The 25,854-nt window shown below is 72.0% G+C and carries 25 protein-coding genes; 8 read left to right on the top strand and 17 right to left on the bottom strand.

The features are described from left to right. Positions 1–40: 40 nt before the first annotated feature. Together AMK33_RS00760 and AMK33_RS00755 are read right to left on the bottom strand one after the other, a co-directional pair. Positions 41–2,086 carry an APC family permease gene (locus AMK33_RS00760; RefSeq protein ID WP_073930705.1) on the bottom strand — a complete coding sequence of 682 codons (2,046 nt, stop codon included), beginning with the start codon at positions 2,084–2,086 and terminating at the stop codon, positions 41–43. A gap of 270 nt (positions 2,087–2,356) precedes the next feature. Then, on the bottom strand, positions 2,357–3,283 hold the full coding sequence (locus AMK33_RS00755; RefSeq protein ID WP_073930704.1) for a PfkB family carbohydrate kinase: 927 nt from the start codon (positions 3,281–3,283) through the stop codon (positions 2,357–2,359). Positions 3,284–3,519: 236 nt separating this feature from the next. On the opposite strand from AMK33_RS00755, the gene AMK33_RS00750 reads away from it, so the two are divergent. Beyond that, complete coding sequence (locus AMK33_RS00750) at positions 3,520–4,191, top strand: potassium channel family protein (protein WP_073930703.1); 672 nt, start codon at positions 3,520–3,522, stop codon at positions 4,189–4,191. Further along, complete coding sequence (locus AMK33_RS00745) at positions 4,191–4,859, top strand: potassium channel family protein (protein ID WP_037930094.1); 669 nt, start codon at positions 4,191–4,193, stop codon at positions 4,857–4,859. Before AMK33_RS00750 ends, AMK33_RS00745 begins: the two co-directional genes overlap by 1 nt. Before the next feature lie 120 nt (positions 4,860–4,979). On the opposite strand, the gene AMK33_RS00740 is transcribed toward AMK33_RS00745, so the two are convergent. From AMK33_RS00740 to AMK33_RS00705, 8 genes are all read right to left on the bottom strand, one after another. Next, complete coding sequence (locus AMK33_RS00740) at positions 4,980–5,699, bottom strand: DUF3159 domain-containing protein (RefSeq protein ID WP_073930702.1); 720 nt, start codon at positions 5,697–5,699, stop codon at positions 4,980–4,982. A gap of 3 nt (positions 5,700–5,702) precedes the next feature. After that, entirely contained in the window at positions 5,703–6,101 is a 399-nt protein-coding gene (locus AMK33_RS00735; RefSeq protein WP_073930701.1) for an OB-fold nucleic acid binding domain-containing protein, read from the bottom strand. Positions 6,102–6,201: 100 nt separating this feature from the next. Further along, positions 6,202–6,882, bottom strand: coding sequence for a response regulator (locus AMK33_RS00730; RefSeq protein ID WP_073930700.1), 681 nt, complete (start codon positions 6,880–6,882; stop codon positions 6,202–6,204). After that, positions 6,879–9,422 carry a sensor histidine kinase gene (locus AMK33_RS00725; RefSeq protein ID WP_073930699.1) on the bottom strand — a complete coding sequence of 848 codons (2,544 nt, stop codon included), beginning with the start codon at positions 9,420–9,422 and terminating at the stop codon, positions 6,879–6,881. Before AMK33_RS00725 ends, AMK33_RS00730 begins: the two co-directional genes overlap by 4 nt. Positions 9,423–9,476: 54 nt before the next feature. Further along, a complete protein-coding gene (locus tag AMK33_RS00720) occupies positions 9,477–10,169 on the bottom strand; it encodes an ABC transporter ATP-binding protein (RefSeq protein WP_073930698.1) in 693 nt (230 codons plus the stop codon). 445 nt (positions 10,170–10,614) lie between these two features. Then, positions 10,615–11,370: a DUF3710 domain-containing protein gene (locus AMK33_RS00715; RefSeq protein ID WP_073930697.1), complete on the bottom strand. Its 756-nt coding sequence runs from the start codon at positions 11,368–11,370 to the stop codon at positions 10,615–10,617. 1 nt (position 11,371) lies between these two features. Beyond that, positions 11,372–11,917: a dUTP diphosphatase gene (gene dut, locus AMK33_RS00710; RefSeq protein ID WP_073930696.1), complete on the bottom strand. Its 546-nt coding sequence runs from the start codon at positions 11,915–11,917 to the stop codon at positions 11,372–11,374. Further along, positions 11,914–12,498, bottom strand: coding sequence for a PaaI family thioesterase (locus tag AMK33_RS00705; protein WP_073930695.1), 585 nt, complete (start codon positions 12,496–12,498; stop codon positions 11,914–11,916). The genes dut and AMK33_RS00705 overlap by 4 nt, the downstream gene beginning before the upstream one ends. Before the next feature lie 58 nt (positions 12,499–12,556). Between AMK33_RS00705 and AMK33_RS00700 the strand changes: the two genes are divergently transcribed. Then, positions 12,557–13,015 carry a DUF3093 domain-containing protein gene (locus AMK33_RS00700; protein WP_073930694.1) on the top strand — a complete coding sequence of 153 codons (459 nt, stop codon included), beginning with the start codon at positions 12,557–12,559 and terminating at the stop codon, positions 13,013–13,015. 295 nt (positions 13,016–13,310) lie between these two features. Here the strand turns inward: AMK33_RS00700 and AMK33_RS00695 are convergent, their stop codons facing one another. The 4 genes from AMK33_RS00695 to AMK33_RS00680 all read right to left on the bottom strand — a co-directional run bounded on the left by AMK33_RS00695 (position 13,311) and on the right by AMK33_RS00680 (position 16,854). Beyond that, entirely contained in the window at positions 13,311–14,246 is a 936-nt protein-coding gene (locus AMK33_RS00695; protein ID WP_073930693.1) for a hypothetical protein, read from the bottom strand. Positions 14,247–14,259: 13 nt separating this feature from the next. Beyond that, the gene (locus AMK33_RS00690; protein WP_003993510.1) at positions 14,260–14,556 is read right to left on the bottom strand and encodes a DUF4193 domain-containing protein; all 297 of its coding nucleotides are present in this window, start codon (positions 14,554–14,556) and stop codon (positions 14,260–14,262) included. Between the two features lie 393 nt (positions 14,557–14,949). Further along, positions 14,950–16,194, bottom strand: coding sequence for a sensor histidine kinase (locus AMK33_RS00685; protein ID WP_073930692.1), 1,245 nt, complete (start codon positions 16,192–16,194; stop codon positions 14,950–14,952). A 6-nt stretch (positions 16,195–16,200) separates the two neighbouring features. After that, positions 16,201–16,854: a response regulator transcription factor gene (locus tag AMK33_RS00680; protein ID WP_003993508.1), complete on the bottom strand. Its 654-nt coding sequence runs from the start codon at positions 16,852–16,854 to the stop codon at positions 16,201–16,203. A gap of 446 nt (positions 16,855–17,300) precedes the next feature. Here AMK33_RS00680 and AMK33_RS42725 point away from each other — a divergent pair, with 446 nt between their 5' ends. Continuing rightward, positions 17,301–17,474, top strand: a complete 174-nt coding sequence (locus tag AMK33_RS42725; RefSeq protein ID WP_167748545.1) for a hypothetical protein — start codon at positions 17,301–17,303, stop codon at positions 17,472–17,474. Between the two features lie 324 nt (positions 17,475–17,798). On the opposite strand, the gene AMK33_RS00670 is transcribed toward AMK33_RS42725, so the two are convergent. Beyond that, the gene (locus AMK33_RS00670) at positions 17,799–18,614 is read right to left on the bottom strand and encodes an inositol monophosphatase family protein (RefSeq protein WP_073930690.1); all 816 of its coding nucleotides are present in this window, start codon (positions 18,612–18,614) and stop codon (positions 17,799–17,801) included. Between the two features lie 8 nt (positions 18,615–18,622). Beyond that, positions 18,623–19,750 (bottom strand): ferrochelatase, encoded by a 1,128-nt coding sequence (locus tag AMK33_RS00665; protein WP_073930689.1) that lies wholly within the window; start codon positions 19,748–19,750, stop codon positions 18,623–18,625. A 149-nt stretch (positions 19,751–19,899) separates the two neighbouring features. Between AMK33_RS00665 and AMK33_RS00660 the strand changes: the two genes are divergently transcribed. From AMK33_RS00660 to sepH, 3 genes are all read left to right on the top strand, one after another. After that, a complete protein-coding gene (locus AMK33_RS00660; protein WP_073930688.1) occupies positions 19,900–21,141 on the top strand; it encodes an MFS transporter in 1,242 nt (413 codons plus the stop codon). Continuing rightward, positions 21,101–22,420 (top strand): D-arabinono-1,4-lactone oxidase, encoded by a 1,320-nt coding sequence (locus AMK33_RS00655; RefSeq protein WP_073930687.1) that lies wholly within the window; start codon positions 21,101–21,103, stop codon positions 22,418–22,420. Before AMK33_RS00660 ends, AMK33_RS00655 begins: the two co-directional genes overlap by 41 nt. Before the next feature lie 314 nt (positions 22,421–22,734). Further along, positions 22,735–23,784, top strand: coding sequence for a septation protein SepH (gene sepH / locus AMK33_RS00650; RefSeq protein WP_073930686.1), 1,050 nt, complete (start codon positions 22,735–22,737; stop codon positions 23,782–23,784). Positions 23,785–24,002: 218 nt separating this feature from the next. Here sepH and AMK33_RS00645 read toward each other — a convergent pair whose 3' ends face one another. Further along, complete coding sequence (locus AMK33_RS00645) at positions 24,003–24,854, bottom strand: sulfurtransferase (protein WP_073930685.1); 852 nt, start codon at positions 24,852–24,854, stop codon at positions 24,003–24,005. A gap of 182 nt (positions 24,855–25,036) precedes the next feature. On the opposite strand from AMK33_RS00645, the gene AMK33_RS00640 reads away from it, so the two are divergent. Then, positions 25,037–25,840 (top strand): VOC family protein, encoded by an 804-nt coding sequence (locus AMK33_RS00640; RefSeq protein WP_073931458.1) that lies wholly within the window; start codon positions 25,037–25,039, stop codon positions 25,838–25,840. Positions 25,841–25,854 lie beyond the last annotated feature (14 nt).

Genomic DNA, 25,854 nt, shown 5'->3' with positions numbered 1-25,854 from the left:
GCGGGAAGGCCCAGGAGGGCCGGGACAACAGCCCACCAGTCTACGTGTGCGAGGAGGGATCCTTCGCCCGCTCCGCCGGACCGCGGCGCACCGAGCCGGGGGCGACCCATTCCTGCCGCTTGCGGGCCCGCTTCCTGGCCGCCTCGGAGGACTGGAGCTGGTAGGGCACCGAGGTCACCATCACACCCGGCGTGAACAGCAGCCGGCCCTTGAGCCGCAGCGCGCTCTGGTTGTGCAGCAGGTGTTCGTACCAGTGGCCGACCACGTACTCGGGGATGATCACGGAGACCACGTCGCGCGGGGACTCCTTGCGCAGGCTCTTGACGTAGTCGATGACCGGGCGCGTGACCTCCCGGTACGGCGAGTCGAGCACCTTCAGGGGTACGTCGATGCCGCGCCGTTCCCACTCCGCGCGGAGCGCCTTGGTCTCGGCCGGGTCCACGTTGACGCTGAGCGCCTCCAGGCTGTCGGAGCGCATCAGCTTGGCGTAGCCGAGGGCGCGCAGCGTGGGACGGTGGATCTTGGAGATCAGGACGACCGAGTGGACGCGGGAGGGCCGCACCATGTCGTCGTTCGGGGCCTCGGGGGCGGCGATCTCCTCGGCGACACGGTCGTAGTGCTTACGGATCGCCGTCATCGTCGCGTAGAAGATGCACATGCCGAGCAGCGCGACCCAGGCGCCGTGGGTGAACTTGGTGACGAGGACGACGACCAGGACCAGGCCGGTGAAGAAGGCGCCGAAGGTGTTGATGGCCCGGGAGCGGACCATGTGGCGGCGCTTGGCCTGGTCCCGCTCGGTGGCCAGCAGCCGGTTCCAGTGGCGGACCATGCCGATCTGGCTGAGCGTGAAGGACACGAACACGCCGACGATGTAGAGCTGGATCAACCGCGTGGAGTCGGCGCCGTAGATCCACACCAGCAGCACGGCGGCGCCCGCGAGCAGCACGATGCCGTTGGAGAAGGCGAGGCGGTCGCCGCGCGTGTGCAGCTGGCGGGGGAGGTAGCGGTCCTGGGCGAGGATCGAGCCGAGCAGCGGGAAGCCGTTGTAGGCGGTGTTCGCGGCGAGGAACAGCACCAGCGCTGTGGCGGCGGCGAGGATCATGAACAGGAAGCTGCCGTGACCGAAGACGGCCTCGGCGACCTGGGAGATCACCGGGTCCTGGACGTAGTCCGCGCCGAGCGGGACGCCGTCGTGGATCAGGTCCTTGGCGGGGTTCTCGGCCATGCGGACGTCGGTGGCGGCGGCCAGCGCGATGATGCCGCAGAACATGGTGACGGCGAGCAGGCCCATCATGGCGAGCGTGGTCGCGGCGTTGCGCGACTTGGGCTTGCGGAAGGCCGGTACGCCGTTGGAGATCGCCTCGACGCCGGTGAGCGCGGCGCAGCCGGAGGAGAAGGCGCGCAGCAGCAGGAAGAGCAGGGCGAAGCCGGCGAGTCCGGGGTGTTCGGGTTTGATCTCGTAGTCCGCGGTCGGCGCCCGCATGTCGTCGCCGAGCACGACCCCGCGGAACGCACCCCACGCGATCATGGTGAAGACGCCCGCGACGAAGACGTACGTGGGGATCGCGAAGAGCGTGCCCGATTCCTTGACCCCGCGCAGGTTCATCAGCGTCAGCAGCACGATCACGCCGATCGCGCAGGCCACCTTGTTCTCGACGACGAACGGGACCGCCGAGCCCAGGTTCTCGATGCCGGAGGAGATCGACACGGCGACGGTGAGGACGTAGTCGACGAGCAGGGCGCTGGCGACGGTCAGTCCGGCCCTGGGGCCGAGGTTGGTGGTGGCCACCTCGTAGTCGCCGCCGCCGCTCGGGTACTCGCGGACGTTCTGGCGGTAGGAGGCGACCACGGTGAACATCAGCACGACGACCGCGACGGCGATCCAGGGGCTGAAGTGGTACGCCGACAGACCCGCGATCGACAGGACCAGCAGCACCTCGCCGGGGGCGTACGCCACGGAGGAGAGCGGGTCGGAGGCGAAGACGGGCAGGGCGACACGCTTCGGCAGGAGCGTTTCACCCAGTCGGTCACTGCGCAGTGCGCGCCCGATCAGAATCCGTTTGGGCACGTCGGTCAATTTGGACACAGCAGTGGATCGTAAGCCTTCGGACATGGGGCAGCCCAACCACCACCCCACATCCATACGGCTTCCATACGGCCTCTGCTCTCCGGGTGAAATCACCGGGTGACCGGACCGGGGATTAGGCAGGTCGGGGCAGTTCCATGCCTATATGACCAGTCCGGCCGTAGTCGCCACGCCCCGTGGAGGTTCCCATGCACCCGACCGCAGAACTGATCGGCGCCGCGGCCGCCCTCGTCGGCCTCGGGATCCTCACGCTGGCGAGCGTGCGCAGTATCACGCGCCGCTGACCGCCCCGGGGATCCGCCCGGCGACTCCGGCGAGCAGGGCCTCCGGTCCGATGGCGGCCACCCGCGTCGACGGGACCGTGCAGGCGTACGCCCCCGCCACCGCCCCGAGCCGGGCGCAGTGGAGGGCGGGTTCGCCGCCGAGCCGGCCGTGCAGGAAGGCGGCCGCGAAGGCGTCGCCGGCCCCGTTGGAGTCGACGACCGGTGCCGGGGGCGCGGCCGCGGGGACGTGGGTCAGCTCGTCGTCGGCCAGCAGGTACGCGCCCTCGGCACCCGCGGTGGCGACGACGATTTGGGCCCGGCCCCGCGCGGCGATCCGGCGCATGGTGGCCTCCGGGTCGGTCAGGGCGGCGGCGGAGAGGAAGACGAGGTCCGCGGCGAGAGCGAACGTCTCGTGGTACGGGTTGACGCCGTCCCAGTCGTGCAGGTCGGTCGAGATCGTCACGCCCGCCTCGCGCAGCAGGGGCAGGGCGTCGGCGCACGGCTGGGTGATGACGACGTGGGCGTGCCGGCTGACGGCGGCCAGCCCGCGCACCGTCTCCTCGGGCAGCCGGTCCGTCTCGGACCAGCGGGTCGCGTCGTACAGGGAGAGCCTCCGGCCGTCGGGGCCGACCAGGTTGACCGCGCGCTTGGTGCCGCACGGCTGCGGTACGGCGGTGAGCGCGATGCCGTGGTCCCGGTGCAGGGCGCGGACGAGGTCGCCCTCGTGGTCGTCGCCGATCAGGTCGAGGTGGTGGGTGCGCAGGCCGAGGGCGCTGGTGCCGAGGGCGACGAAGTCGCCGCTCTGTCCCGCGCGGGTGACGATGCCCGGCCGGATCATGTGGCTGTCGGCGAGCGGCACGGGCAGCTCGGGCACGTGCACGATCGTGTCCACGCCCGCGCCGCCCAGGACGAGGACGTCGATCTCGGCAGTCATGGCCGGCTCTCTCCTTGCTCCGGGCACCGGTCGCGCCCGGGTGGTGCGGATACGTCGGACCCGGCACGCGCACACGACGACCGGGCCCCGGAGGGCGTCGGGACCGCGATCCCCCGGCATGATGTTGCCTGGCGGCCCGCACTCAGGCCGCGATGTTTGCCTGGCGAGCCGAAAGAGAGACATGAGCACGAAGGTCATGAAGGTCGAACGGCCTGCAGGAAGCGCGGTGTGACGCGATGCATATTGTCATCATGGGCTGCGGAAGGGTGGGTTCCGCCCTGGCCCAGACCCTGGAGGAACAGGGGCACACGGTCGCCGTGATCGACCAGGACCCCACCGCCTTCCGCCGCCTGGGCTCCGGGTTCGGGGGCCGGAGGGTCACCGGGGTCGGGTTCGACCAGGACACCCTGCGCGAGGCGGGCATCGAGGAGGCGGGTGCCTTCGCCGCCGTCTCCAGCGGCGACAACTCCAACATCATCGCCGCGCGGGTGGCCCGCGAGATGTTCGGCATCGAGAACGTCGCCGCCCGCATCTACGACCCCCGCCGCGCGGAGGTCTACCAGCGCCTCGGCATCCCCACGGTGGCGACCGTGCGCTGGACGGCCGACCAGATGCTGCGCCGGCTGCTCCCCTCGGGCGCCGAGCCGCTGTGGCGCGACCCCACCGGCGGGGTCCAGCTCGCCGAGGTGCACACCTCCACGGCCTGGGTGGGACACAGGATCAGCAGGCTGCAGGACGAGACCGGCGTGCGCGTGGCCTTCCTGACCCGGCTCGGCGAGGCGATCCTGCCCAGCTCGCAGACGGTGCTGCAGGAGGGGGACCTGGTGCATGTGATGATGCGCACCGATGAGATCGACCGCGTCGAGGCGGCGTTCGCCAAGGGTCCCGAACAGGAGGGCGGTCACTGATGAGGGTCGCCATTGCCGGAGCCGGCGCCGTCGGCCGCTCGATCGCGGGCGAACTGCTGGAGAACGGGCACGAGGTCCTGCTGATCGACAAGGCGCCGACCGCCATCTCGGTGGAGCGCGTGCCGCAGGCGGAGTGGCTGCTCGCCGACGCCTGCGAGATCACCTCCCTGGACGAGGCGGCGCTCCAGCGCTGCAACGTCGTCATCGCCGCGACCGGCGACGACAAGGTCAACCTGGTCGTCTCGCTGCTCGCCAAGACCGAGTACGGCGTCCCGCGCGTCGTCGCCCGGGTGAACAACCCGAAGAACGAGTGGCTGTTCAACGAGTCCTGGGGCGTGGACGTCGCCGTCTCCACCCCGCGCCTGATGTCGGCCCTGGTGGAGGAGGCGGTGAGCGTCGGCGACCTGGTCCGGCTGCTGCGCTTCAGCCACGGCGACGCCAACCTGGTCGAGCTGACCCTGCCGGAGGAGTCGGCGCTGGCCGGCACGCAGGTCGGGGACGTGGAGTGGCCGCAGGACACCTCGCTGGTCACCATCATCCGCGGCACCCGCGTCCTGACGCCGACCCGGGAGGACTCCCTGGAGGCCGGCGACGAACTCCTCTTCGTGGCCGCCCAGGCGCGTGAGGAGCAGTTGGAGGACCTGCTCTCCGTACGCAAGGAGTCATGAAAAGAGGGGCGCCCGGAAAACTCTGGGCGCCCCGATCCAGCCCGTCCGGCGTTTGAGGGCGAGGCCGTTCAGGCCGAAAGGGGGGGTCTGGGGGCACAGCCCCCAGAGAGCAAGGCGGGCCTACTCGGAGGCAGCAGCCTTGCGTTCCTCCTCCGCGCGTTCCTCCGCTTCCATTTCGGCGAAGACGTCGATCGGAGGCGGGGCCTTCGCCAGGAAGACCCACGTCAGGTACACGGCCAGCAGGAACGGCGGAATCTTCAGCGCGATCAACACCCAGCCCAGCTGAGTGGTGTCCGCCCACCAGTACAGCGGGAACAGGATCGCGCTCTTGCCGAGCAGGATCAGCCCCCACGCCCAGCTGGCCTTGGTGTACGCCTTCTTGCGGCCGGGGTTGCGGGTGCGCCAGGAGAGGTTCTCCTTGAAGACGGGGCCCAGCATCAGACCGATCAGCGGGACGCCCGCCATCGCCGTGACGATGTACGCCAGGGCCAGGCCCAGCGTGTACAGCATGCCCGGCAGGTAGAAGTCCTTGGCGTTGCCGGTCATCATCGCGAAGACCACACCGAAGGCCACGCCGAAGACACCGCTGAAGGCGTGCTTGACGGTGTCCTTCATCGCCAGCCGGACCACGACCATCACCAGCGACACGGCGAGCGCCGCGATCGCCGACATGTGCAGGTCCTTGTTGACCGTGTAGATACTGACGAAGAGCAGCCCGGGGAGCACCGTCTCGACCATGCCCCGCACCCCGCCGAACGCCTCGAAGAGGGCGGCTTCGGTCACCGCCCGGGCGTCGTCCGCGGATGTGTCTTCGGTTGTCGGCTTGTCGAGTGACGTCACCGGCTACTCCCGTCCGAGGGGTCTCAGTTCGTATTTCGGATTGAACAGCACCCGGCGGCCCCGGCTCATCGAGATCCGGCCCGATGCGATCAGCTTGCGCCCCGGCTCTATCCCCACGATGGAGCGCCTGCCGAGCCACACCACGTCGAGCGCGGCGGAGCCGTCGAACAGCTCGGCCTCCAGGGCCGGGACCCCCGCGCGCGGCCGTAGCGTGACCGTGCGCAAGGTACCAGTAACCGTGACGATCTGCCGGTCGCGGCAGTCGCCTATCCGCGTACAGCCGGCCGTCTCGGCGTCCTCACGCAGCTCCTCGGACTCCAGGTCCTCCTGAGACGAGGAGAGCCGGTCGAGCATGCGCCGGAACCGGCCTGCCGGCTTCTCGGATCGAGGAACAGCACTCATATCTGAAGCGTACCGGGGTGCACTGACGGTTACGTACCCCCTGCCGCCCCGCTCCGAACGGGCCTCTCCCGGCAACCCCGCGCGGGGACGCTCCTGACCTTCACTTCTCGAAGCGGTACCCCATGCCCGGCTCCGTGATCAGGTGCTTCGGATGTGACGGATCCGCCTCCAGCTTCCGCCGCAGCTGCGCCATGTACACGCGCAGGTAGTTCGTCTCCGTGCCGTACGACGGCCCCCACACCTCCTTCAGCAACTGCTTCTGCGCCACCAGCCGGCCGCCGGCCCGCACCAGCACCTCCAGCAGATGCCATTCGGTGGGGGTCAGCCGTACGTCCTTGCCGCCGCGGTTGACCTTCTTCGCGGCCAGGTCGACGGTGAACCCGGCGGTCTCCACCACCACGTCTCCCCCGTCGCCGGCGGGCTCCGCGCGGCGTACGGCGGCCCGCAGCCGGGCCAGCAGTTCGTCCATGCCGAAGGGCTTGGTGACGTAGTCGTCGGCGCCGGCGTCCAGCGCCTGGACCTTCTCGCCGGAGGCGTGCCGGGCGGACAGCACCAGGACCGGCACCCGGCTCCAGCTCCGCAGCTCCCTGAGCACGTCGACGCCGTCCATGTCGGGCAGGCCGAGGTCGAGGACGACGACGTCGGGATGGCGGGCGGCGGCCGTACGGAGGGCGTCGGCGCCGTCGTGGGCTGAGTCGACCTCGTACGAGCGTGCTCTGAGGTTGATCACGAGGGCGCGCACGATGGCCGGGTCGTCGTCGACCACCAGGACACGGGTCATGAGGGCTGCCTTTCGGGTTCCACGGTTTCCTCCGCGACCGCCGGTGCTCCCGCGGCGCGCAGGATGAGCGCCATGGTGAGGCCGCCGCCGGGGGTGTCCTCGGCGTTCAAAGTGCCGCCCATGGCCTCGGCGAAGCCCCGGGCGACCGCCAGGCCGAGACCGACCCCGGCCCCGCGCGGGGCGTCGCCGTGCCGCTGGAAGGGTTCGAAGATGTGGTCCTTGGCCTCGTCGGGGACGCCGGGGCCGCGGTCCACCACCCGCACCTCGACCCGGTCGGCGAGAGCGCTGGCGGCGACCAGGACGGGCAGGCCGGAAGGGCTGTACTTGACGGCGTTCTCGATCACGTTGGCCAGCGCCCGCTCCAGCAGTCCCGGGTCCACGGCGACCATGGGCAGGGCCTCGGGGACGTCCAGGGCGACGCTGCCCTCGGGCACCCCGCCGAGCGCCATCGGCACCACCTCGTCCAGGTCGATCTCACGGATCAGTGGGGTGACCGTGCCGGTGTGCAGCCGGGACATGTCCAGCAGGTTGCCCACCAGATGGTCCAGGCGGTCGGCGCCGTCCTCGATGCCCTCCAGCAGCTCGGCCCGATCCTCGGGGGACCACTCGACGTCCTCGGAGCGCAGCGAGGAGACGGCGGCCTTGATCCCGGCCAGCGGGGTGCGCAGGTCGTGGCTGACGGCGGCCAGCAGGGCGGTGCGGATGCGGTTGCCCTCGGCGAGGGCGTGGGCCCGGCCGGCCTGCTCGCGCAGCCGGCGGCGGTCCAGGACGACGGCGGCCTGCGCGGCGAAGGCGGCCAGCACCCTGCGGTCCTCGGCGGGCGGCACCCGGCCGGTCAGCGCCAGCGCCATGTGGTCGCCGACCGGCACCTCCACGTCCGCGTCCTCGGGCCGTTCGACCGGGCGTCCGCGCCCCGCCCGGCCGGCGCAGGTCCACGGCTCGACGTCGCCCGCGCGTTCGAGGAGGGCGGCGGACTCCATGCCGAAGGTCTCCCGGACCCGCTCCAGCAGGTCCTCCAGGCCCGTCTCGCCGCGCAGCACGTTGCCGGCGAGGAAGGACAGGATCTCCGACTCGGCGCGCAGCCGGGCCGCCTGGTGGGTGCGCCGGGCCGCGAGGTCGACCACGGACGCCACCGCCGCGCCGACCGCGACGAAGATCACGATGGCGACGATGTTCTTCGGGTCGGAGACGGTCCAGGTGTGCAGGGGTGGGGTGTAGAAGTAGTTCAGCAGCAGCGAGCCGACCGCCGCGGAGGCCAGGGCCGGCCAGAGCCCGCCGAGCAGGGCCGCCGCCACCGTCAGGGCCAGGAACAGCAGCATGTCGTTGGCGAGTCCCAGGTCCACGGCGCTGAGCAGCACCGCCACCGCCGCCGGTCCCGCCACGCCGACCGCCCAGCCCCAGGCCAGCCGGGAACGCCCCAGCCGCGCGCCGCGGGCGCCGGGCAGCCCGCGGCCCTTGGCGACCTCCTCGTGGGTGACGATGTGCACGTCCAGGTCGGGTCCCGAGTCCCGGGCGACGGTCGCGCCGACGCCGGGTCCGAAGACGTACTGCCAGGCCGGGCGGCGCGAGGAGCCGAGCACGATCTGGGTGGCGTTGGCCCCCCGCGCGAAGGCGAGCAGGTCGGCCGGGATGTCGTCGCCGACGACGTGGTGGAAGGTGCCGCCGAGGTCCTCCACCAGGGTGCGCTGCTCGACCAGCTCCCTGGGTGAGGCCGCGGTCAGCCCGTCGCTGCGGGAGATGTAGACGGCGAGCAGCTCGCCGCCGGCGCCCTTCTCCGCCAGCCGCGCGGCCCGCCGGAGCAGGGTGCGGCCCTCGGGACCGCCGGTCAGGCCGACGACGATCCGCTCGCGGGAGCCCCATATCGCCGAGACCTCGTGCTCGCTGCGGTAGCGCTGGAGGTGGGCGTCGACCCGGTCGGCCACCCACAGCAGCGCCAGCTCCCTCAGCGCGGTGAGGTTGCCGGGGCGGAAGTAGTTGGACAGGGCGGCGTCGACCTTGTCCGGCTGGTAGATGTTGCCGTGCGCCATGCGGCGGCGCAGCGCCTCGGGCGTCATGTCGACCAGCTCGATCTGGTCCGCCCGCCGCACCACCTCGTCCGGTACGGTCTCCCGCTCCCGTACGCCGGTGATCGACTCCACGACGTCGCCCAGCGACTCCAGGTGCTGGATGTTGACCGTGGCCAGGACGTCGATCCCGGCCGCGAGCAGCTCCTCCACGTCCTGCCAGCGCTTGGCGTTGCGCGAGCCGGGGGCGTTGGTGTGGGCGAGTTCGTCGACGAGGGCCACCTGGGGGCGGCGGGCGAGGACGGCGTCGAGGTCCATCTCCGTCAGGACGGCCCCGCGGTGCTCGACGTCCCGGTGCGGGATCCGCTCCAGTCCGCGCAGCAGCGCCTCGGTACGGGGCCTGCCGTGCGGTTCGGCGAAGGCCACCACGCAGTCGGTGCCGCGTCCGGCACGGCGGTGCGCCTCGGAGAGCATCGCGTACGTCTTGCCGACGCCCGGTGCCGCGCCGAGGTGGATCCGGAGGTTGCCGCGTCCCATGGATTCATTGTCTTCCCCCGCGGCGCCCGGCCGGGCGCGGGGTCCCGGCGGGGGTCAGTGCTCGGTGATCTCGCCGTCGCTCAGCTCCAGGACGCGGTCGGCGAGGTCGAGGAGGGTGGTGTCGTGGGTGGCGACGAGCACGGTGACGTGCTCGCTGCGGACGACCGCGCGCAGCAGCTCCATCACGGCGTGCCCGGTCTCCGCGTCGAGCTGGCCGGTCGGCTCGTCGGCGATGAGGAGGGAGGGGCTGTTGGCGAGGGCGCGGGCGATGGCGACCCGCTGCTGCTGGCCGCCGGAGAGTTCGCCGGGCCGCTGGGCGGCGTGGTCGGCGAGGCCGACGAGGGACAGCAGCAGTTCGACGCGCTCCTCGCGCTCGCGCGGGTCGGCACGGCGCAGCCGCAGCGGGACGCCGACGTTCTCGGCGGCGGTGAGGATGGGGATGAGGCCGAAGGACTGGAAGACGAAGCCGACGTGGTCCCGGCGCAGGGCGAGCAGCCCGTTCTCGTCGAGGCCGGCGAGGTCGCGTCCGTCGACGTGGACCCGCCCCCGGTCGGGGGTGTCGAGGCCGCCGACGATGTTCAGGAGTGTGGTCTTGCCGGATCCGGAGCGGCCCTTGAGGGCGACCAGTTCGCCGCGCGGGACGTCGAAGGAGACACCGCGCAGCGCGTGGACGGCGGCGGCTCCGGTGCCGTACGACTTGTGCACGTCCTCGACGCGCACCATGGTCTCGGTGACCACCTGACCCATCCTGACCGCCCTCCCCCGTGGACCGGGCGCCAGTATCCCCGGCCGGCGCCCGTGCGATCAACGGTCGGACCGGTTTGTCCCACACACGCACAAGCACGCAACCACCACAACCACGGACAGCCACCGCAGCAGCCGCGGGCAGTCGTGCCTCCCCCAGTGCCTTAAAGGCCTGGGAGGCACCCCCAGGGCGGCACGGGTGGACGATGGGGGCACCTCCCGCTCATGGGGGTACCTCCCGCTCGAGCGAAGCCGAGAGTGGGGGAGAAGCCGAGAGTGGGGGAGAAGCCGAGAGTGGGGGAGGCACCCCGCAAGCGCCGGGCAGCGCAACCCCACCCCCGGCCGGCATCAACGCCCGGCGCCCCGCCCCGCGTACCGGCACCGCCACCGGCTCACGCACACGAAAAGGGCCGCACCCCGCCAGGGATGCGACCCTCCGTCCGGCCGGCTAGCGGACCTCGGTGATCTCCGGTCCGCGCTGGAGCTGGCCCATGCCGCCGGCGAAGCGGGAGCCGCCCTCCTCCTGCTGCACGTTCTCCGGGACCATCTGCGCGTCGTTCGGCAGCTTCAGGACGATCGGGTCGCGCGGGGCCATCGGGCCCTCACCGCGCACCACGACGGTGTCCCGGAAGATCTGCTCGAGGAGCCCGGCGGCCTCCGGCTGCACCGCGCCCTGGCCCGAGATCACCCCGCGCAGGAACCAGCGGGGGCCGTCCACGCCGACGAACCGCACGACCTGGAAGCCGCTGGTGCCGTCCGGGAGCTGCACCGGCACCTGGGCCCGCAGCTCCCAGCCCAGCGGGCCCTCGACCTCGTCGATGATGCCGCCCTGCTGGGTGATGCCGGACGCGATCTCCTCGCGCACCTCGCCCCAGATGCCCTCGCGCTTGGGCGCGGCGAAGCCCTGGAGCTGGATGGCGCTGTCCCGCAGCACGACGGTGGCCGCGACGATCGCGTCGCCCGCGACCTCCACCCGCAGCTCCATGCCGTCGACCCCGGGCACGAACAGGCCGCCCAGGTCGACCCGGCCCTCGCCGGGCTCACTGACCTCGGCGCTGTCCCAGGGCCCGTCGGGCCTCGGCGCCGGCTCGAGCCTCAGCCGCTCGGCCTCCTCGCCCGCCTCAGCGTCGACACCGTCGACGACCTGCTCGGCCTCGCCGGCCGCACCGTCGGCGGCATCCTTCTTCTTGCGACGTCCGAACACGTCACTGTCCTTCCCGGTCGGATACGACCGAAGCGTATCGATTCCCACCCGCTGTACCGCCCATGGCGGCCTGAACGCTTGTGCCGCTCTTACCTTCCACCGCGGCATGGCCGCCGGTGGACCCGAAGCCCCCCTCGGCCCGGGCCGAGGGGGGAAGCTCCGCGACCGACACGAAGCGGACCCTCTCGACCTGCTGGACGACCAGTTGGGCAATCCGGTCGAAGCGCTCGAACCGCACGGTCTCGCGCGGATCGAGATTCACCACGATCACCTTGATCTCCCCACGGTACCCGGCATCAACCGTCCCCGGGGCATTCACCAGGGCGACGCCGCAGCGGGCGGCGAGACCGGATCGCGGGTGCACGAAGGCCGCGTACCCCTCGGGCAGCGCCACAGACACCCCCGTGGGCAGTACGGCCCGCTCGCCGGGAGCCAGTTCGCGGGCCTCGGTGGTCCGCAGATCGGCTCCCGCGTCCCCCGGGTGCTCGTATGCCGGAAGCGGTACGTCCGGGTCGACGCGCCGGATCAGCACCTCGAGTGCGCTCACGGGTTCACCTCGAAGGCGCGGGCACGGCGGACCGTGTCGGGGTCGCTCATGGCGGCCTGGATCTCCTCCTGGCGGCCGTGGTCGACGAAGTGGTCGACCTTGACCTCGATGAACAGCGCGTCGGCGCGGACCGCGACCGGCCCGTCGGGGCCGCCGACGCGTCCGGTGGCGGTGCAGTAGATCTTCCGTCCGGCCACCGCCGTCACCTCGGCCTGAAGATGCAGCACGGCGCCGACCGGCACGGGCCGGACGAAGTCGGTCTCCAGCCTGCCGGTCACCGCGATCGTGCGCAGCAGCCAGTTGAGCGAGCCGAGCGCCTCGTCCAGGGCGGTGGCGAGGACCCCGCCGTGCGCGAGTCCCGGGGCACCCTGGTGGGCGGGCCGCACGGTGAACTCGGCGGTGATCGACACGCCTTCGCCGGCTCGGGCCGCCAGGTGCAGCCCGTGGGGCTGTTCGTCGCCACAGCCGAAACACTGGCCGTAGTGGGCGCCGAGGAGCTCGCCGGGTGCGGGAGCATCGGGGTGGCGCACCGGTTTCACGGCGTCGGCCGGGGGCTGAAGAGCTGCGGAAGTACCACTCACAGGCGCAGACCTTACCCGCGCGTGAGTCACGGTCCGACACCGTGCCAAGCTTGGATTCATGCAGCTCTCCGCCTCCCCGTACGAAGAACGCCTCACCGCCCCCCGCTCCTGGTGGCTGATCTCCTTCCTGGTGGGGGTCTCCCTGGCGCTGATCCTGCTGCCGTTCGGCACGCTGCCGATGCTCGGCGGCCTGGCCGGCGGCACCGCCGCTGCGGCCGTCGTGGCGAGTTCGTACGGCTCGGTACGCATCCGGGTCGTGGGCGGCCACCTGATCGCGGGCGAGGCGAAGATCCCGGTGTCGGCGCTGGGCGAGGCGGAGATCCTGGACGCCGAGGAGGCCCGCGCCTGGCGCTCCCACAAGGCCGACCCGCGCTGCTTCATGCTCCTGCGGGCGTACATCCCCGGCGCGCTCCGCGTGGACGTCACGGACCCGGCGGACCCGACCCCCTACGTCTTCCTGTCGACCCGCGAGCCCCAGCGACTGGCGCAGGCGCTGAGGGCGGCGAAGGACGCGTAGCGCGCCGGTCCGGCGGAGCATGGCGGGGACGACTGGGGGCTGCTCCGACGCCGCTCGGTGACGTCCCCGGTCGCACCACCGTCGCGCAGTTCCTCGCGCCCCTGGGCTGAAACCAGCCCGTCCGGCGTTTGAGGACGAGGCCCGTTCAGGGCCGAAAGGGGGTCTGGGGCGCAGCCCCAGGAACGGGACGGGAAGGGGCGGCGGGGCGATCAGACGCCTGGTCCCTCGCCTCAGGAAGGGCCCGGGCAAGGACCGGGGGCGTGGCTGCGGCCGTCACCGGCCCGGGAGGCGGCCTTCAGGGAGCCTGGTGCCCGTCATGGTGGCCGCCGAGTTCCTTGAGGGCGTCCTCGGGGAGGGCGTTCTCGGGGCGCTCCAGGGCGGGGAGGGCCGGCAGCGCGTCCCAGGGCACCTGGACCTTGCGCAGGTCGTCCCGGATGCGTGCGGCGAGCTTTCTGGTGTCTCTGCGGTTCATGGCGGCGCCCACGGCGGCTCCCACCAGGAACGGCATCAGGTTCGGCAGGTTGCGGACCGTGCGCTTCATGATCCGCTGGCGCAGTTGGCGCTTCATGTGGCTGTTCAGCGCCGCGCTCACGGTCGAGGGCTTGGTGGCCTCGATGCCGCGCTCCTCCGACCAGGAGTTGAGGTACACGGTGCTGCGCTGGGCGAGGGTGCCGGCCGGCCGTACGCCGTAGACCTCGTGGAGTTCGGCGATCAGCTTCAGCTCGATCGCGGCGACGCCGGTGATCTCGGCGGCCAGCTCCGTCGGCATCGCGGGCGGTACGGGCATCATGGCCGCCGCGCCGACTCCGGCCCCGACCGTCGCCGTGGCCTTCGCGGCGCCCGCCACGAGCTTGTCCGCGAGCTCCTCGGGGCCGAGGCCGGGGAACTGCCGGCGCAGCGTCCCGAGGTCGCGTACGGGCACACGCGGGGCGATCTCGATGATCCGGTCCGCGAGATGCGCCAGTCCCGCGCGGGCGCGGGCACCGCCCTTGCGGGCGCCTTCCAGGGCCTTCTCGCGGATCACGGCGGCCCGCCGGTGCGCCACGGGCGCGGTGACCTCCAGGGGGGCCGGGAGGTCACCCCGACGGGCTGCCGCTTCGAGCGAGGCCGCCCCGGTACCGGTTGAGCCCCGCTCTTGGTCACGCGTGTCGTGCTCCGGGCCCTCCTCGGGCCCTTGGTCCGCTCCCCTCGTGAAGAAGCGGCGCTTCCGCGGAGGGGTCGAGCCAGTCACGGCCGACCCCGCCTCAGTCGCAGTCGCGGCAGATCGGCTGGCCGTTCTTCTCGCGGGCCAGCTGGCTGCGGTGGTGGACCAGGAAGCAGCTCATGCAGGTGAACTCGTCCTGCTGCTTGGGCAGGACCCGGACGGCCAGCTCCTCGTTCGAGAGGTCCGCTCCGGGCAGTTCCAGGCCCTCGGCGGCCTCGAACTCGTCGACGTCCACGGCCGAGGCCGACTTGTCGTTCCGCCGGGCCTTCAGCTCTTCCAGGCTGTCCGAGTCGACGTCGTCGTCGGTCTTGCGTGGAGTGTCGTAGTCGGTTGCCATTGTCGCTCTCCCCCTCTGGGTGTATGCGGTGTCTCCAGCGCACGTAACGCGTGAGAGGCCGGACTTGTGCCCGACCTGAGGCGGAGATTTTGCCTCACATCAAGGTCTGTTACTCAATCGACACCCAACCGAACTCCTCATGAGTGATCGGCTTGGATGGCGATGGGGACCGTACACGGTCCGGATGCCGCACTCCAAAGGCGCCTCACCGTGTACTTCCCGTGATCAAGCCCCCTGAAAACCGGGACTTTCCCGACTTTCTCGGGGATACATGATCACGGAGAGTGGACGGCCGGGGAATCGCTCCTGTGATCGATCACACACGGGGATACAGGAGAGGCGCCCCGAAAATTCCGCCCAAAGCGAACACCCCGTTGTGTCGGCGGCATCATCTCAGATCGGCAGGGTGACACGCATCACGAGCCCGCCCCCTTCGCGCGGTTGTGCGTAAATGTGGCCGCCGTGCGCCCGGGCGACCGACCGCACGATGGACAGACCGAGTCCGACACCCTTGTCGCTGCCCGTGCGCTCGGTGCGCAGCCGCCGGAACGGCTCGAAGAGGTTGTCGATCTCGTACGCCGGTACCACCGGGCCCGTGTTCGACACCACCAGGACCGCCTGTCCGTGCTCCACGTCGGTGGTGACCTCGACCCAGCCCTCCTCGGGCACGTTGTACCGCACGGCGTTCTGCACCAGGTTCAGCGCGATCCGCTCCAACAGCACGCCGTTGCCCTGGACGACCGCCGGCCGGCGTGCGCCGCGGATCTCCACGCCCTTGGCCTCCGCCTCGCCGTGCACCTGGTCGATCGCCTGGGTGGCGACCTCGGCGAGGTCCACGGGCTTGCGCTCGACGATCTGGTTGTCGCTGCGGGCGAGCAGCAGCAGGCCCTCCACGAGCTGCTCGCTGCGCTCGTTGGTGGACAGCAGCGTCTTGCCGAGCTGCTGGAGCTCCACCGGCGCTCCGGGATCGGAGAGGTGCACCTCCAGGAGCGTGCGGTTGATCGCCAGCGGGGTGCGCAGCTCGTGCGAGGCGTTGCCCACGAAGCGCTGCTGGGCGGTGAACGCCCGCTGGAGCCGCTCCAGCATGTCGTCGAAGGTGTCGGCCAGCTCCTTCAGCTCGTCGTCCGGGCCGTCCAGCTCGATCCGGCGGGACAGGTCCGAACCGGCCACCGCGCGGGCGGTGCGGGTGATCCGGCCCAGCGGCGACAGGACCCGGCCGGCCATGGCGTAGCCGAAGGCGAAGGCGATGATCGCGAGACCGAGCAGGGCCCCCAGGGAGCGGCTGAGCAGATCGTCCAGCGCGTGCTGCCGCTGGATGGTGTTGCACTGCTTGAGCATGTCGTTGAGCTGGCCGTTGGTGGTCGCGCCGTTCAGCTGCGGACAGGTCTCGCTGGTGATGTCGATGTTGCTGCCGGTCACCTGGAAGGACTGGCCGCTGCCGCCGTCATTGAGCGCCTGGGCGGCCAGCAGGTAGATGATCGACAGCAGCAGGATCCCGGCGATCAGGAACATGCCGCCGTACAGCAGCGTGAGGCGTATGCGGATGGTGGGACGCAGCCACGGGAAGGGCGGGTCGCCCTTCCTCGGGTCCCAGGTGGGCTTGGGGGGCGCCGTGGGGGGCGCGGGTGTGGCGGCCATCGGTCATCAGATCCGGTATCCGGAGCCGGGCACGGTCACGATGACCGGCGGCTCCCCCAGCTTGCGGCGCAGGGTCATCACGGTCACCCGCACCACGTTGGTGAACGGGTCCGTGTTCTCGTCCCAGGCCTTCTCCAGGAGCTGCTCCGCGGAGACGACCGCTCCCTCGCTGCGCATGAGCACCTCCAGGACGGCGAACTCCTTCGGCGCGAGCTGCACCTCCTTGCCGTCGCGGAAGACCTCGCGGCGGTTGGGGTCGAGCTTGATCCCGGCACGCTCCAGAACGGGCGGCAGCGGCACGCTCGTACGCCGCCCCAGGGCGCGCACGCGGGCGATGAGCTCGCTGAACGCGAAGGGCTTGGGCAGATAGTCGTCGGCGCCGATCTCCAGGCCCTCGACACGGTCGCTGACGTCGCCGGAGGCCGTGAGCATCAGCACGCGCGTGGGCATGCCGAGCTCGACGATCTTGCGGCAGACGTCGTCGCCGTGCACGAGCGGGAGGTCGCGGTCGAGGACGACCACGTCGTAGTCGTTGACGCCGATGCGCTCCAGGGCGGCCGCACCGTCGTACACGACGTCGACGGCCATGGCCTCCCGGCGCAGTCCGGTGGCCACCGCATCGGCGAGCAGCTGCTCGTCCTCGACGACGAGTACGCGCACGTCGCTTGTCCTTCCTCATGTCCCGCCCTTGGTCGGACAGCGCCGCAGGGCGCACTCGGGCAGGGGTACGGGTGGGTGTGTTGCCTCCATCCTGCCCTTTTCGGCCGTAAGTCGGCTGTAAGGCGGGGGAACGGGCGGTGGCGGGCGGGTGCGGGACAGGGGAACGTCCGGACGAACGGGGCGGGAATACGAGAATTTCTCGCGCGGTTAGGTTTCCCCGGAAGGGAGCTTGGGGAGGACGGGTTTTACATCCCGCGATCACGCTCTGCACGTACCGCGCCACCATGCGGTACGTAACGGTCCGCTTCCGCAGAGCGGGCGTGGATGTCCGGCACCGTCGCCGCCCGGCCGAGCGGCGCTGGGCATCCGCTTCGGACGTGATCGTCCCTTCCGAACGGCACACCCCCGTGCCACCGACCCACCGACCCAGGACGAGGGGGCGCAGCATGGACGCATTCACCGCAGGACTTCTGCAGCGCATAAAGGCGACCGAGTCCGACCTGTCGCGGGCCCGCGACGACGGCGACGACTTCCTCGTCGACGTGGAACAGGGCGAACTCGACGACCTGCGCCGCCTCGCCGCCGAACACGGCGTGGAGGTCGGCGCGTACAGCGTCTGATCGGCTCGCACCAGAACGGGCCCCGGCGAATCCAGCGCCGGGGCCCGTTTGTTTCGTCCGTTCGCCTACGGGGCGTCCCAGCCGGTGGCGAGACCGCGATCGTGCTCGCCCCTTCGGGCCTCCGCGCTCCCCCACTCTCGACTTCGCTCGAGCGGGAGGGGCCCCATGCGGTCTCGCCACCGGCGTGCCCCTACGGCTCCCTCACGGCCGACGCGTGGGGACAGTGGGCGTTGGTGGGCCCCTGCCGCCGGTTCACCTGTCCCGGTGCCGGACCTTGGTCGGATGTCACCCCCGCCAGCGCCCGTCAGCCGTGCCGGCGGCCCGTCAGTCGTGCCAAGCCCCCAGGTCCTCCAAGATGTGCTGGAGCGGCTCGAAGACGCCCGGGGTGGCCGCGACCGTGAGGTCCCAGGACGGGCGGTCTCCGGGGCGGCCACCGGTCAGGGCGCCCGCCTCACGGGCGATCAGGTCACCGGCCGCCAGGTCCCAGGGGTGCAGCCCGCGCTCGTAGTAGCCGTCGAGGCGCCCCGCGGCGAGGTCGCACAGGTCGATCGCGGCCGAGCCGCCGCGCCGGATGTCCCGAAGCCGGGGGATCAGCCGCTGTGCCACGTCGGCCTGGTGGGTGCGGACCTCGGTGACGTAGTTGAAGCCGGTCGACACCAGGGCCTGGTCCAGGGGCGGCGAGGGACGGCAGGTCAGCCGCCGCTCGCCCTCCCAGGCGCCGGTGGCCCAGGCTCCGCCGCCGCGTACCGCGTGGTACGCCTCACCGCGCATGGGGGCCGCGACCGCCCCGGCCACGGTCTCGCCGTCCTGCTCGGCGGCGATGGAGACGGCCCAGGTGGGCAGGCCGTACAGGTAGTTGACCGTGCCGTCGAGCGGGTCGATCACCCAGCGGATGCCGCTGCTGCCCTCGGTGGAGGCGCCCTCCTCGCCGAGGAAGCCGTCCTCCGGGCGGCGCTCGGCGATCAGCGTGGTGATCAGCTTCTCGGCCGCGATGTCCATCTCGGTGACGACGTCGATCGGGCTGGACTTGGTCGCGGCGACCGCGAGGTCGGCCGGGCGGCCGTCCCGCAGCAGCTCGCCCGCGCGGCGGGCGGCCTCCCGGGCGAGCTCCAGCAGTTCCGCGTGCAGGGGGTCGGTCACGGCGCTCCTCATGCGTAGGGGCTGTCGGCGCCCGCGGCGGCGGGGCGCGGGGCACGGGCCGGGCAGCAGCCCACCGGGCAGAGGTTGTGGCTCGCGCCGAGCGCGCCCAGGGCGCACGGCGTGACGTCCTGCCCGCGTTCGGCGACCGCGCGCTCCACGATCAGCTCACGGACCGCGGCGGCGAACCGCGGGTCGGCGCCGACGGTCGCCGAGCGGCGCACCGGCAGGCCCAGCTCCCCCGCCTTGGCGGTGGCCTCGGTGTCGAGGTCGTAGATGACCTCCATGTGGTCGGAGACGAAGCCGATGGGGGCCATGACCACGGCCGGGACCCCGGCCGCGTGCCGCTCCTCGAGGTGGTCGCAGATGTCGGGCTCCAGCCAGGGGATGTGCGGGGCGCCGGAGCGGGACTGGTAGACGAGCTGCCAGGGGCGGTCGACGCCGGTGCGCTCGCGGACGGCGTCGGCGATCACCTGGGCCACGTCCAGGTGCTGCCGGACGTACGCGCCGCCGTCGCCGTGGTCCTCGACGGGGCCGGAGGTGTCGGCGGCGGAGGTGGGGATCGAGTGGGTGCAGAAGGCGATGTGCGCGCCGTCCCGGACGTCCTCGGGGAGGTCGGCGAGGGACCGCACCACCCCGTCGACCATGGGCTCTACGAAGCCGGGGTGGTTGAAGTAGTGCCGCAGCTTGTCGATCTTCGGCAGCTCCAGCCCCTCCTGCTCCAGGGCCGCGAGGGCGTCGGCGAGGTTCTCGCGGTACTGGCGGCAGCCCGAGTACGAGGCGTAGGCACTGGTGGCCAGGACGAGGATCCGGCGGCGGCCGTCGCGGACCATCTCGCGCAGGGTGTCGGTGAGGTAGGGCGCCCAGTTGCGGTTGCCCCAGTAGACCGGCAGGTCCAGGCCGTGGTCGGCGAAGTCCTTGCGCAGCGCGTCCAGCAGGGCCCGGTTCTGGTCGTTGATGGGGCTGACCCCGCCGAAGAGGAAGTAGTGCTGCCCGACCTCCTTGAGGCGTTCCTTGGGGATGCCGCGCCCGCGCGTCACGTTCTCCAGGAACGGGACCACGTCGTCCGGGCCTTCGGGACCACCGAAAGAGAGCAGGAGCAGGGCGTCATAGGGGCTGGCATCGAGCACGTCAGGCATGTCTCGATCCTGCCACCCGGCACCGACAGGCGGGACGGGGCGGGGGGTGTCACCGGCCATGACGCGGAATTCCGGGGTGTATTAGGGTGACCTAACCCGTAAGCTGTATCGACTGCGGTCGCACCTTACTGAGCCCCTCCGGAGATCCCGTGCCCAGCCCCTATCGCGCCCTGTTCGCCGCCCCCGGCAGCAAGGCCTTCTCCGCCGCGGGGTTCCTCGGCCGGATGCCACTGTCCATGATGGGCATCGGCGTGGTGACGATGGTCTCCCAGCTCACCGGCCGGTACGGGCTGGCCGGCGCACTGTCGGCGACCATCGCGCTGGCCGCCGCCGTGGCGGGCCCGCAGGTCTCGCGCCTGGTGGACCAGTACGGGCAGCGGCGGGTGCTGCGCCCCGCGACGCTGGTCTCGCTCACCGCGGCGGCCGTGCTGCTGTTCGCCGCGCACTACGGCTGGCCGGAGTGGGTGCTGTTCGTCGCGTGCGTCGGCATCGGCTGCGTACCGAGCGTCGGCTCGATGATCCGGGCCCGCTGGGCCGCCCTGTACCGGGGCACCCCGAAGCTGCACACCGCGTACTCGTTCGAGTCCGTGGTGGACGAGATGTGCTTCGTCTTCGGGCCGATCATCTCCATCGGACTGTCCACGGCCTGGTTCCCGGAGGCCGGCCCGCTGCTCGCGGCCTGCTTCCTGGCGGCCGGTGTCTTCTGGCTGACCGCGCAGCGCGCCACCGAGCCCGAGCCGCACCCGCGCGAGCACAAGGACGGCGGCGGCACGGCGCTGCGCGCCCCGGGCCTCCAGGTGCTGGTGGCGACGTTCGTGGCGACGGGGGCGATCTTCGGTGCCGTGGACGTGGTCACCGTGGCCTTCGCCGAGGAGGAGGGGCACAAGACCGCCGCGAGCGTGGTGCTCGCCGTGTACGCGCTGGGCTCCTGTGTGGCGGGCGCCGTGTTCGGGCTGATGCACTTCGCGGGGGCGCCGGAACGTCGCTGGCTGCTGGGCGTCTGCGCCATGGCCGTGAGTATGATCCCACTCCTACTGGTCGGGAACCTGCCGTTTCTGGCCGTGGCGCTGTTCGTTGCGGGTCTGTCCATCGCTCCGACGATGATCACGACGATGTCCCTCATCGAAGAGCACGTACCACGCGCGCAGCTCACCGAGGGCATGACCTGGGTGAGCACCGGGCTCGCGGTCGGGGTCGCGCTCGGCTCCTCCGTGGCCGGCTGGGTGATCGACGCGGCCGGGGCGCGTGCCGGGTACGGGGTTCCGGCGGTGGCCGGGGCCGTCGCGGTCGCGGTCGGTTTCCTCGGGTACCGCCGGCTCAAACGGCCGGCTCCGGGTCGGGGAGGCTCCGTTGGGCAGCACAGCGAGCGCGAGGAACGGCACATGGCGTAACTGGGGCGGCAACGTCTCCGTCCGCCCCGCGCGGGAGACCTCGCCCGCCTCCGTCGACGAGCTGGCCGCCGCCGTGCGCCGGGCCGCCGAGGACGGCATGCCGGTGAAGGCGGTCGGCACCGGCCACTCGTTCACCTCGATAGCCGCCACCGACGGCCTGCTGATCCGCCCTCATCTGCTGACGGGCATACGTCACATCGACCGCGCGGCCGGCACGGTCACGGTGGAGGCCGGCACCCCGCTCAAGCGGCTGAACACGGCCCTCGCGCGGGAGGGTCTGTCGCTGACCAACATGGGCGACATCATGGAGCAGACGGTCTCCGGGGCCACCAGTACGGGCACCCACGGCACGGGTCGCGACTCCGCCTCCATCGCCGCCCAGATCCGGGGCCTGGAGCTGGTCACCGCCGACGGTTCGGTGCTCACCTGCTCCGAGAAGGAGAACCCGGACGTCTTCGCCGCCGCCCGGATCGGGCTCGGCGCCCTCGGCATCGTCACCGCGATCACCTTCGCCGTGGAGCCGGTCTTCCTGCTCACCGCCCGTGAGGAGCCGATGCCCTTCGACCGGGTCTGCGCAGAGTTCGACCAGTTGCACGCCGAGAACGAGCACTTCGAGTTCTACTGGTTCCCGCACACCGGCAACACCAACACCAAGCGCAACAACCGCAGCGCGGGCCCGGAGCGGCCGGTGCCGCGCCTCAAGGGCTGGTTCGAGGACGAGTTCCTCTCCAACGGGGTCTTCCAGGCGGCCAACTGGGTCGGCCGCGCGGCGCCCGCGAGCATTCCGGCCATCGCGCGGATCTCCAGCAGGGCGCTCTCCGCGCGGACCTACACCGACATCCCGTACAAGGTCTTCACCTCGCCGCGCCGGGTGCGCTTCGTGGAGATGGAGTACGCCGTTCCGCGCGCGGCCCTGGTGGAGACGCTGCGGGAGCTGAAGGCGATGGTCGACCGCTCTCCGCTGCGGGTCAGCTTCCCCGTCGAGGTGCGCACCGCGCCGGCCGACGACATCACGCTGTCCACCGCGTCCGGCCGGGACAGCGCCTACATCGCCGTCCACATGTTCAGGGGCACCCCCTATCAGGGGTACTTCACCGCGGCCGAGCGCGTCTTCACCGCCCACGAGGGGCGTCCCCACTGGGGGAAGATCCACACGCGCGACGCCGATTACCTCTCACGGGTGTATCCGCGCTTCGAGGAGTTCACGGCGCTGCGGGACCGGCTCGACCCGGAACGCCGGTTCCGGAACGACCACTTGCGGAGGGTCCTGGGGTCGTAGAGGATTCGCTGCACGGCGTGCCAATCCACGCACGTGGCCCAAATGGAGTACTCTTGCGAGCCTTGGGCCCGGTCGCCCGTCAGGGTGCCCGGAACCGCGAAGGACCGCCGGGAGGGGGCTAGTTGCACAGGGTGACGCAGTTGGTCACTTAGCGTTGCGAATAGGTAACCGTGCCATAACGGCGATCCAGGGCCCGCGCCCGACACGCCGGGCAAATAGGCAAGGTTGTGGCAGGCTGCACCCGGGCAGGCCACACTCGACTAGCGGAAGCAGCGACGCACGTGACGTCGGCAGGCACCACCCGGGAGGTCCCCATGCCCGAACTGCGTGTCGTGGCCGTCTCGAATGACGGCACACGGCTGGTGCTGAAGGCTGCGGACAGCACGGAGTACACCCTTCCGATCGACGAACGGCTCCGGGCCGCCGTGCGCGGCGACCGTCCCCGCCTCGGCCAGATCGAGATCGAGGTGGAGAGCCATCTCCGCCCCCGCGACATCCAGGCGCGTATAAGAGCGGGCGCGACCGCGGAAGAGGTCGCGCAGATGGCCGGCATCCCCGTGGACCGCGTACGCCGCTTCGAGGGCCCCGTCCTCGCCGAGCGCGCGTTCATGGCCGAGCGCGCCCGCAAGACCCCCGTCCGCCGCCCCGGCGAGAACTCCGGTCCCCCGCTGGGCGAGGCGGTACAGGAGCGGCTGCTGCTGCGCGGCGCCGAGAAGGACACCGTCCAGTGGGACTCCTGGCGCCGCGACGACGGCACCTGGGAGGTGCTGCTGGTCTACCGGGTCGCGGGCGAGCCGCACTCGGCGAGCTGGACGTACGACCCGCCCCGGCGGCTCGTCCAGGCCGTCGACGACGAGGCGCGCTCGCTGATCGGCGAGTCCGACGACCTCGCCGCGCCCGAGCCCAGCTTCCCCTTCGTGCCGCGCATCGCCCGGCTGCCGCGGGACCGCCCGCTCGACCGTCCCGGCGACCGCGAGCGCCCGAGCCTGCCCGCGCAGGCGTCCGAGCCCGACGAGGAGTCCCTGACGGCCACGGCGTCGGGCGAACGGGACTCGCTGACCAGCCTGCTGGAGGCGGTCCCGAGCTTCCGGGGCGACCTGGTCGTCCCGGAGCGCCCGGCCGAGACCGCTCCCGAGGAGCCGGACCCCGAGCCCGAGGCGGAGGAACCGCCGGCCCCCGCGGCCTCGGCCGGGGCCGCGTACGCGGATGTCCTCATGCCGCGTTCCGTCACCAGCCACCGGGACCGGCTCATCGGCTCGACCGACCGTCAGGCCGAGGCGGACGGCGTCCGTCCGGGCCGCCGCGCGGCGGTGCCGAGCTGGGACGAGATCGTGTTCGGGACGCGACGGAAGAAGCAGGAGTAGCTCGTTCGGGCGGTCCGTGTCCGCGGCCGATTGACGGCATGAGGGCGCTCGCCACACGGATACCGCTGGCTGATCCAGCGGACAAGACGCCGACAGGAGCGAATCTCCCGGCGGAACGGCCCGCCGACGGCGTGTCGCCGGCAGATCCGCTCCCCTCACAGCCCGAGGCCCGAAGGCCTGCGTCCGGACTCCGGGCCCCGGTCTATTGTTCTACTGCTCTACTGCGGGTCCGGGCCCACCGCGACCGGCCGCTCCGGGTCGGACGACCACTCCGACCAGGAACCGACGTACAGCGCCGCCGGGATGCCCGCGACCGCCAGTGCCAGCACCTCGTGCGCGCCGGAGACACCCGAGCCGCAGTACACGCCGACCGGTGCCCCCTGGGACACGCCCAGTTCCTTGAAGCGGGCGTCCAGTTCCCCGGCGGGCAGGAAACGGCCGTCGGCGCCGACGTTCTCCGTCGTGGGCGCCGAGACCGCGCCGGGAATGTGCCCGCCCACCCGGTCGATCGGCTCCACCTCACCGCGGTACCGCTCCCCCGCGCGGGCGTCCAGCAGCACCCCCGAACGCGCCAGCGCCGCCGCGCCGTCGGCGTCGAGCAGCCCGTCCGCCCCCGGCACCGGTACGAAGTCCCCCTCGGCCGGCTGCGGCACCGACGTCTCCAACGGCCCCTCCCAGGACGGCAACCCACCGTCGAGGACTCGCACGTCCGGGTGACCCGTCCAGCGCAGCAGCCACCACGCGCGGGCGGCGCCCCAGCCCAGGCCCCCGTCGTACACGACCACCGGCGTCCCGGACGACACGCCCGCCCGCCGCATCGCGGCGCCGAACACCGCGAGGTCCGGCAGCGGATGGCGGCCGTGCCCGCCCGGAGCGGAAGCCAGTTCCCGGTCCAGGTCGACGAAGACGGCGCCGGGAAGATGCCCGGCCCCGTACGCGGCCCGTCCGTCGAACGGCGGCTCACCGGCCGCCGTGGCCAGGCTGAGCCGCCAGCGGACGTCGAGCAGTACCGGCGGGTTGGCGCCCGCGAGCGCGCCCGCGAGGTCGGGTGCGGAGATGATGGCGTTCATGGCCACCATCCTCGCGCACGGGGTGGCCGAGCCGCCCGCGTCCGGCTACTCTGCTCGGCCGGACAGGACCGGTCACGAGGCGTACCGGATCGGGCACGTACTGTGTCGACAGCGGCGCGGGAACGATCCGCCGGGACGCGAGAGGACAACGGCCGGCACACGCGGCCGAGAAGAGAGTGACGATGACCGACGCACGGGGGAACGCCCGCCCGAACGGCGGGGCGCCCGCTCGGCACACACCCGGCACACCCTGCTGGGTGAGCCTGATGGTGCATGGCCTGGAGGCGACCGAGGAGTTCTACGGGGCGCTGTTCGGCTGGGAGTTCCACCCCGGCCCCCAGCAGCTCGGCCCGTATGTGCGTGCCCTGCTCGACGGCCGTGAGGTGGCCGGCATGGGGGTGCTGCCGCCGGACCGTGATCTGCCGGTCGCCTGGACGCCGTACTTCGCCTCGGACGACGTGGACCTGACGGCGGACGTGGTGCGGTCGTGCGGCGGCACCATCGGGGTGGGCCCGCTGGACGCCGCCGACGCCGGCCGGCTGGCGATCGGCTCCGACCCCGGCGGTGCCGTCTTCGGCGTCTGGCAGGCGGCCGCGAGCCCGGGCACCGACGTCTCCGGGGTGCCCGGCACCCCCGCCTGGAACGAGCTGACGACCTTCGAGTCGGCCCGTACCGCCAAGTTCTACGAGACCGTGTTCGGTTACGACGAGGAGCCGGCGGTCTCCGCCGACCCCGACCACGTCACCCTGCACCTGAACGGCCGCCCGGTGGCCGGCGTCCACGGCGTGGGCAGGGCCCTGCCCCGGGACCGGGGCCCGCACTGGACGACGTACTTCACCGTCGCCGGCACCGACGCCGCGGTGGAGCAGGTCCTCCGCCTGGGCGGCCGGCTCCTCACCCCGCCCCACGACGGCCCCCACGGCCGCGTCGCCACGGTGACGGACCCGGAGGGGGCACGGTTCGCGGTGGTGGAGAGCCCGCGCTGACGCGCGGACTCCCG

This window comes from Streptomyces sp. CB02400 (assembly GCF_001905725.1).
Taxonomy (GTDB): domain Bacteria; phylum Actinomycetota; class Actinomycetes; order Streptomycetales; family Streptomycetaceae; genus Streptomyces; species Streptomyces atrovirens.
Note: the sequence above shows the minus strand (reverse complement) of the source record. Positions and strands in the feature narration are given on the sequence as shown.

Bases quoted from the DNA above. Each gene is read 5' to 3' on its own strand.
- AMK33_RS00645 (WP_073930685.1), bottom strand. From the start codon at position 24,854: ATGAACGCCATCATCTCCGCACCCGACCTCGCGGGCGCGCTCGCGGGC.
- AMK33_RS00725 (WP_073930699.1), bottom strand. From the start codon at position 9,422: ATGGGACGCGGCAACCTCCGGATCCACCTCGGCGCGGCACCGGGCGTC.
- AMK33_RS00750 (WP_073930703.1), top strand. From the start codon at position 3,520: ATGCATATTGTCATCATGGGCTGCGGAAGGGTGGGTTCCGCCCTGGCC.
- AMK33_RS00700 (WP_073930694.1), top strand. From the start codon at position 12,557: ATGCAGCTCTCCGCCTCCCCGTACGAAGAACGCCTCACCGCCCCCCGC.
- sepH (WP_073930686.1), top strand. From the start codon at position 22,735: ATGCCCGAACTGCGTGTCGTGGCCGTCTCGAATGACGGCACACGGCTG.
- AMK33_RS00745 (WP_037930094.1), top strand. From the start codon at position 4,191: ATGAGGGTCGCCATTGCCGGAGCCGGCGCCGTCGGCCGCTCGATCGCG.
- AMK33_RS00640 (WP_073931458.1), top strand. From the start codon at position 25,037: ATGACCGACGCACGGGGGAACGCCCGCCCGAACGGCGGGGCGCCCGCT.
- AMK33_RS00665 (WP_073930689.1), bottom strand. From the start codon at position 19,750: ATGCCTGACGTGCTCGATGCCAGCCCCTATGACGCCCTGCTCCTGCTC.
- AMK33_RS00685 (WP_073930692.1), bottom strand. From the start codon at position 16,194: ATGGCCGCCACACCCGCGCCCCCCACGGCGCCCCCCAAGCCCACCTGG.
- AMK33_RS42725 (WP_167748545.1), top strand. From the start codon at position 17,301: ATGGACGCATTCACCGCAGGACTTCTGCAGCGCATAAAGGCGACCGAG.
- AMK33_RS00720 (WP_073930698.1), bottom strand. From the start codon at position 10,169: ATGGGTCAGGTGGTCACCGAGACCATGGTGCGCGTCGAGGACGTGCAC.
- AMK33_RS00755 (WP_073930704.1), bottom strand. From the start codon at position 3,283: ATGACTGCCGAGATCGACGTCCTCGTCCTGGGCGGCGCGGGCGTGGAC.
- AMK33_RS00690 (WP_003993510.1), bottom strand. From the start codon at position 14,556: ATGGCAACCGACTACGACACTCCACGCAAGACCGACGACGACGTCGAC.
- AMK33_RS00735 (WP_073930701.1), bottom strand. From the start codon at position 6,101: ATGAGTGCTGTTCCTCGATCCGAGAAGCCGGCAGGCCGGTTCCGGCGC.
- AMK33_RS00730 (WP_073930700.1), bottom strand. From the start codon at position 6,882: ATGACCCGTGTCCTGGTGGTCGACGACGACCCGGCCATCGTGCGCGCC.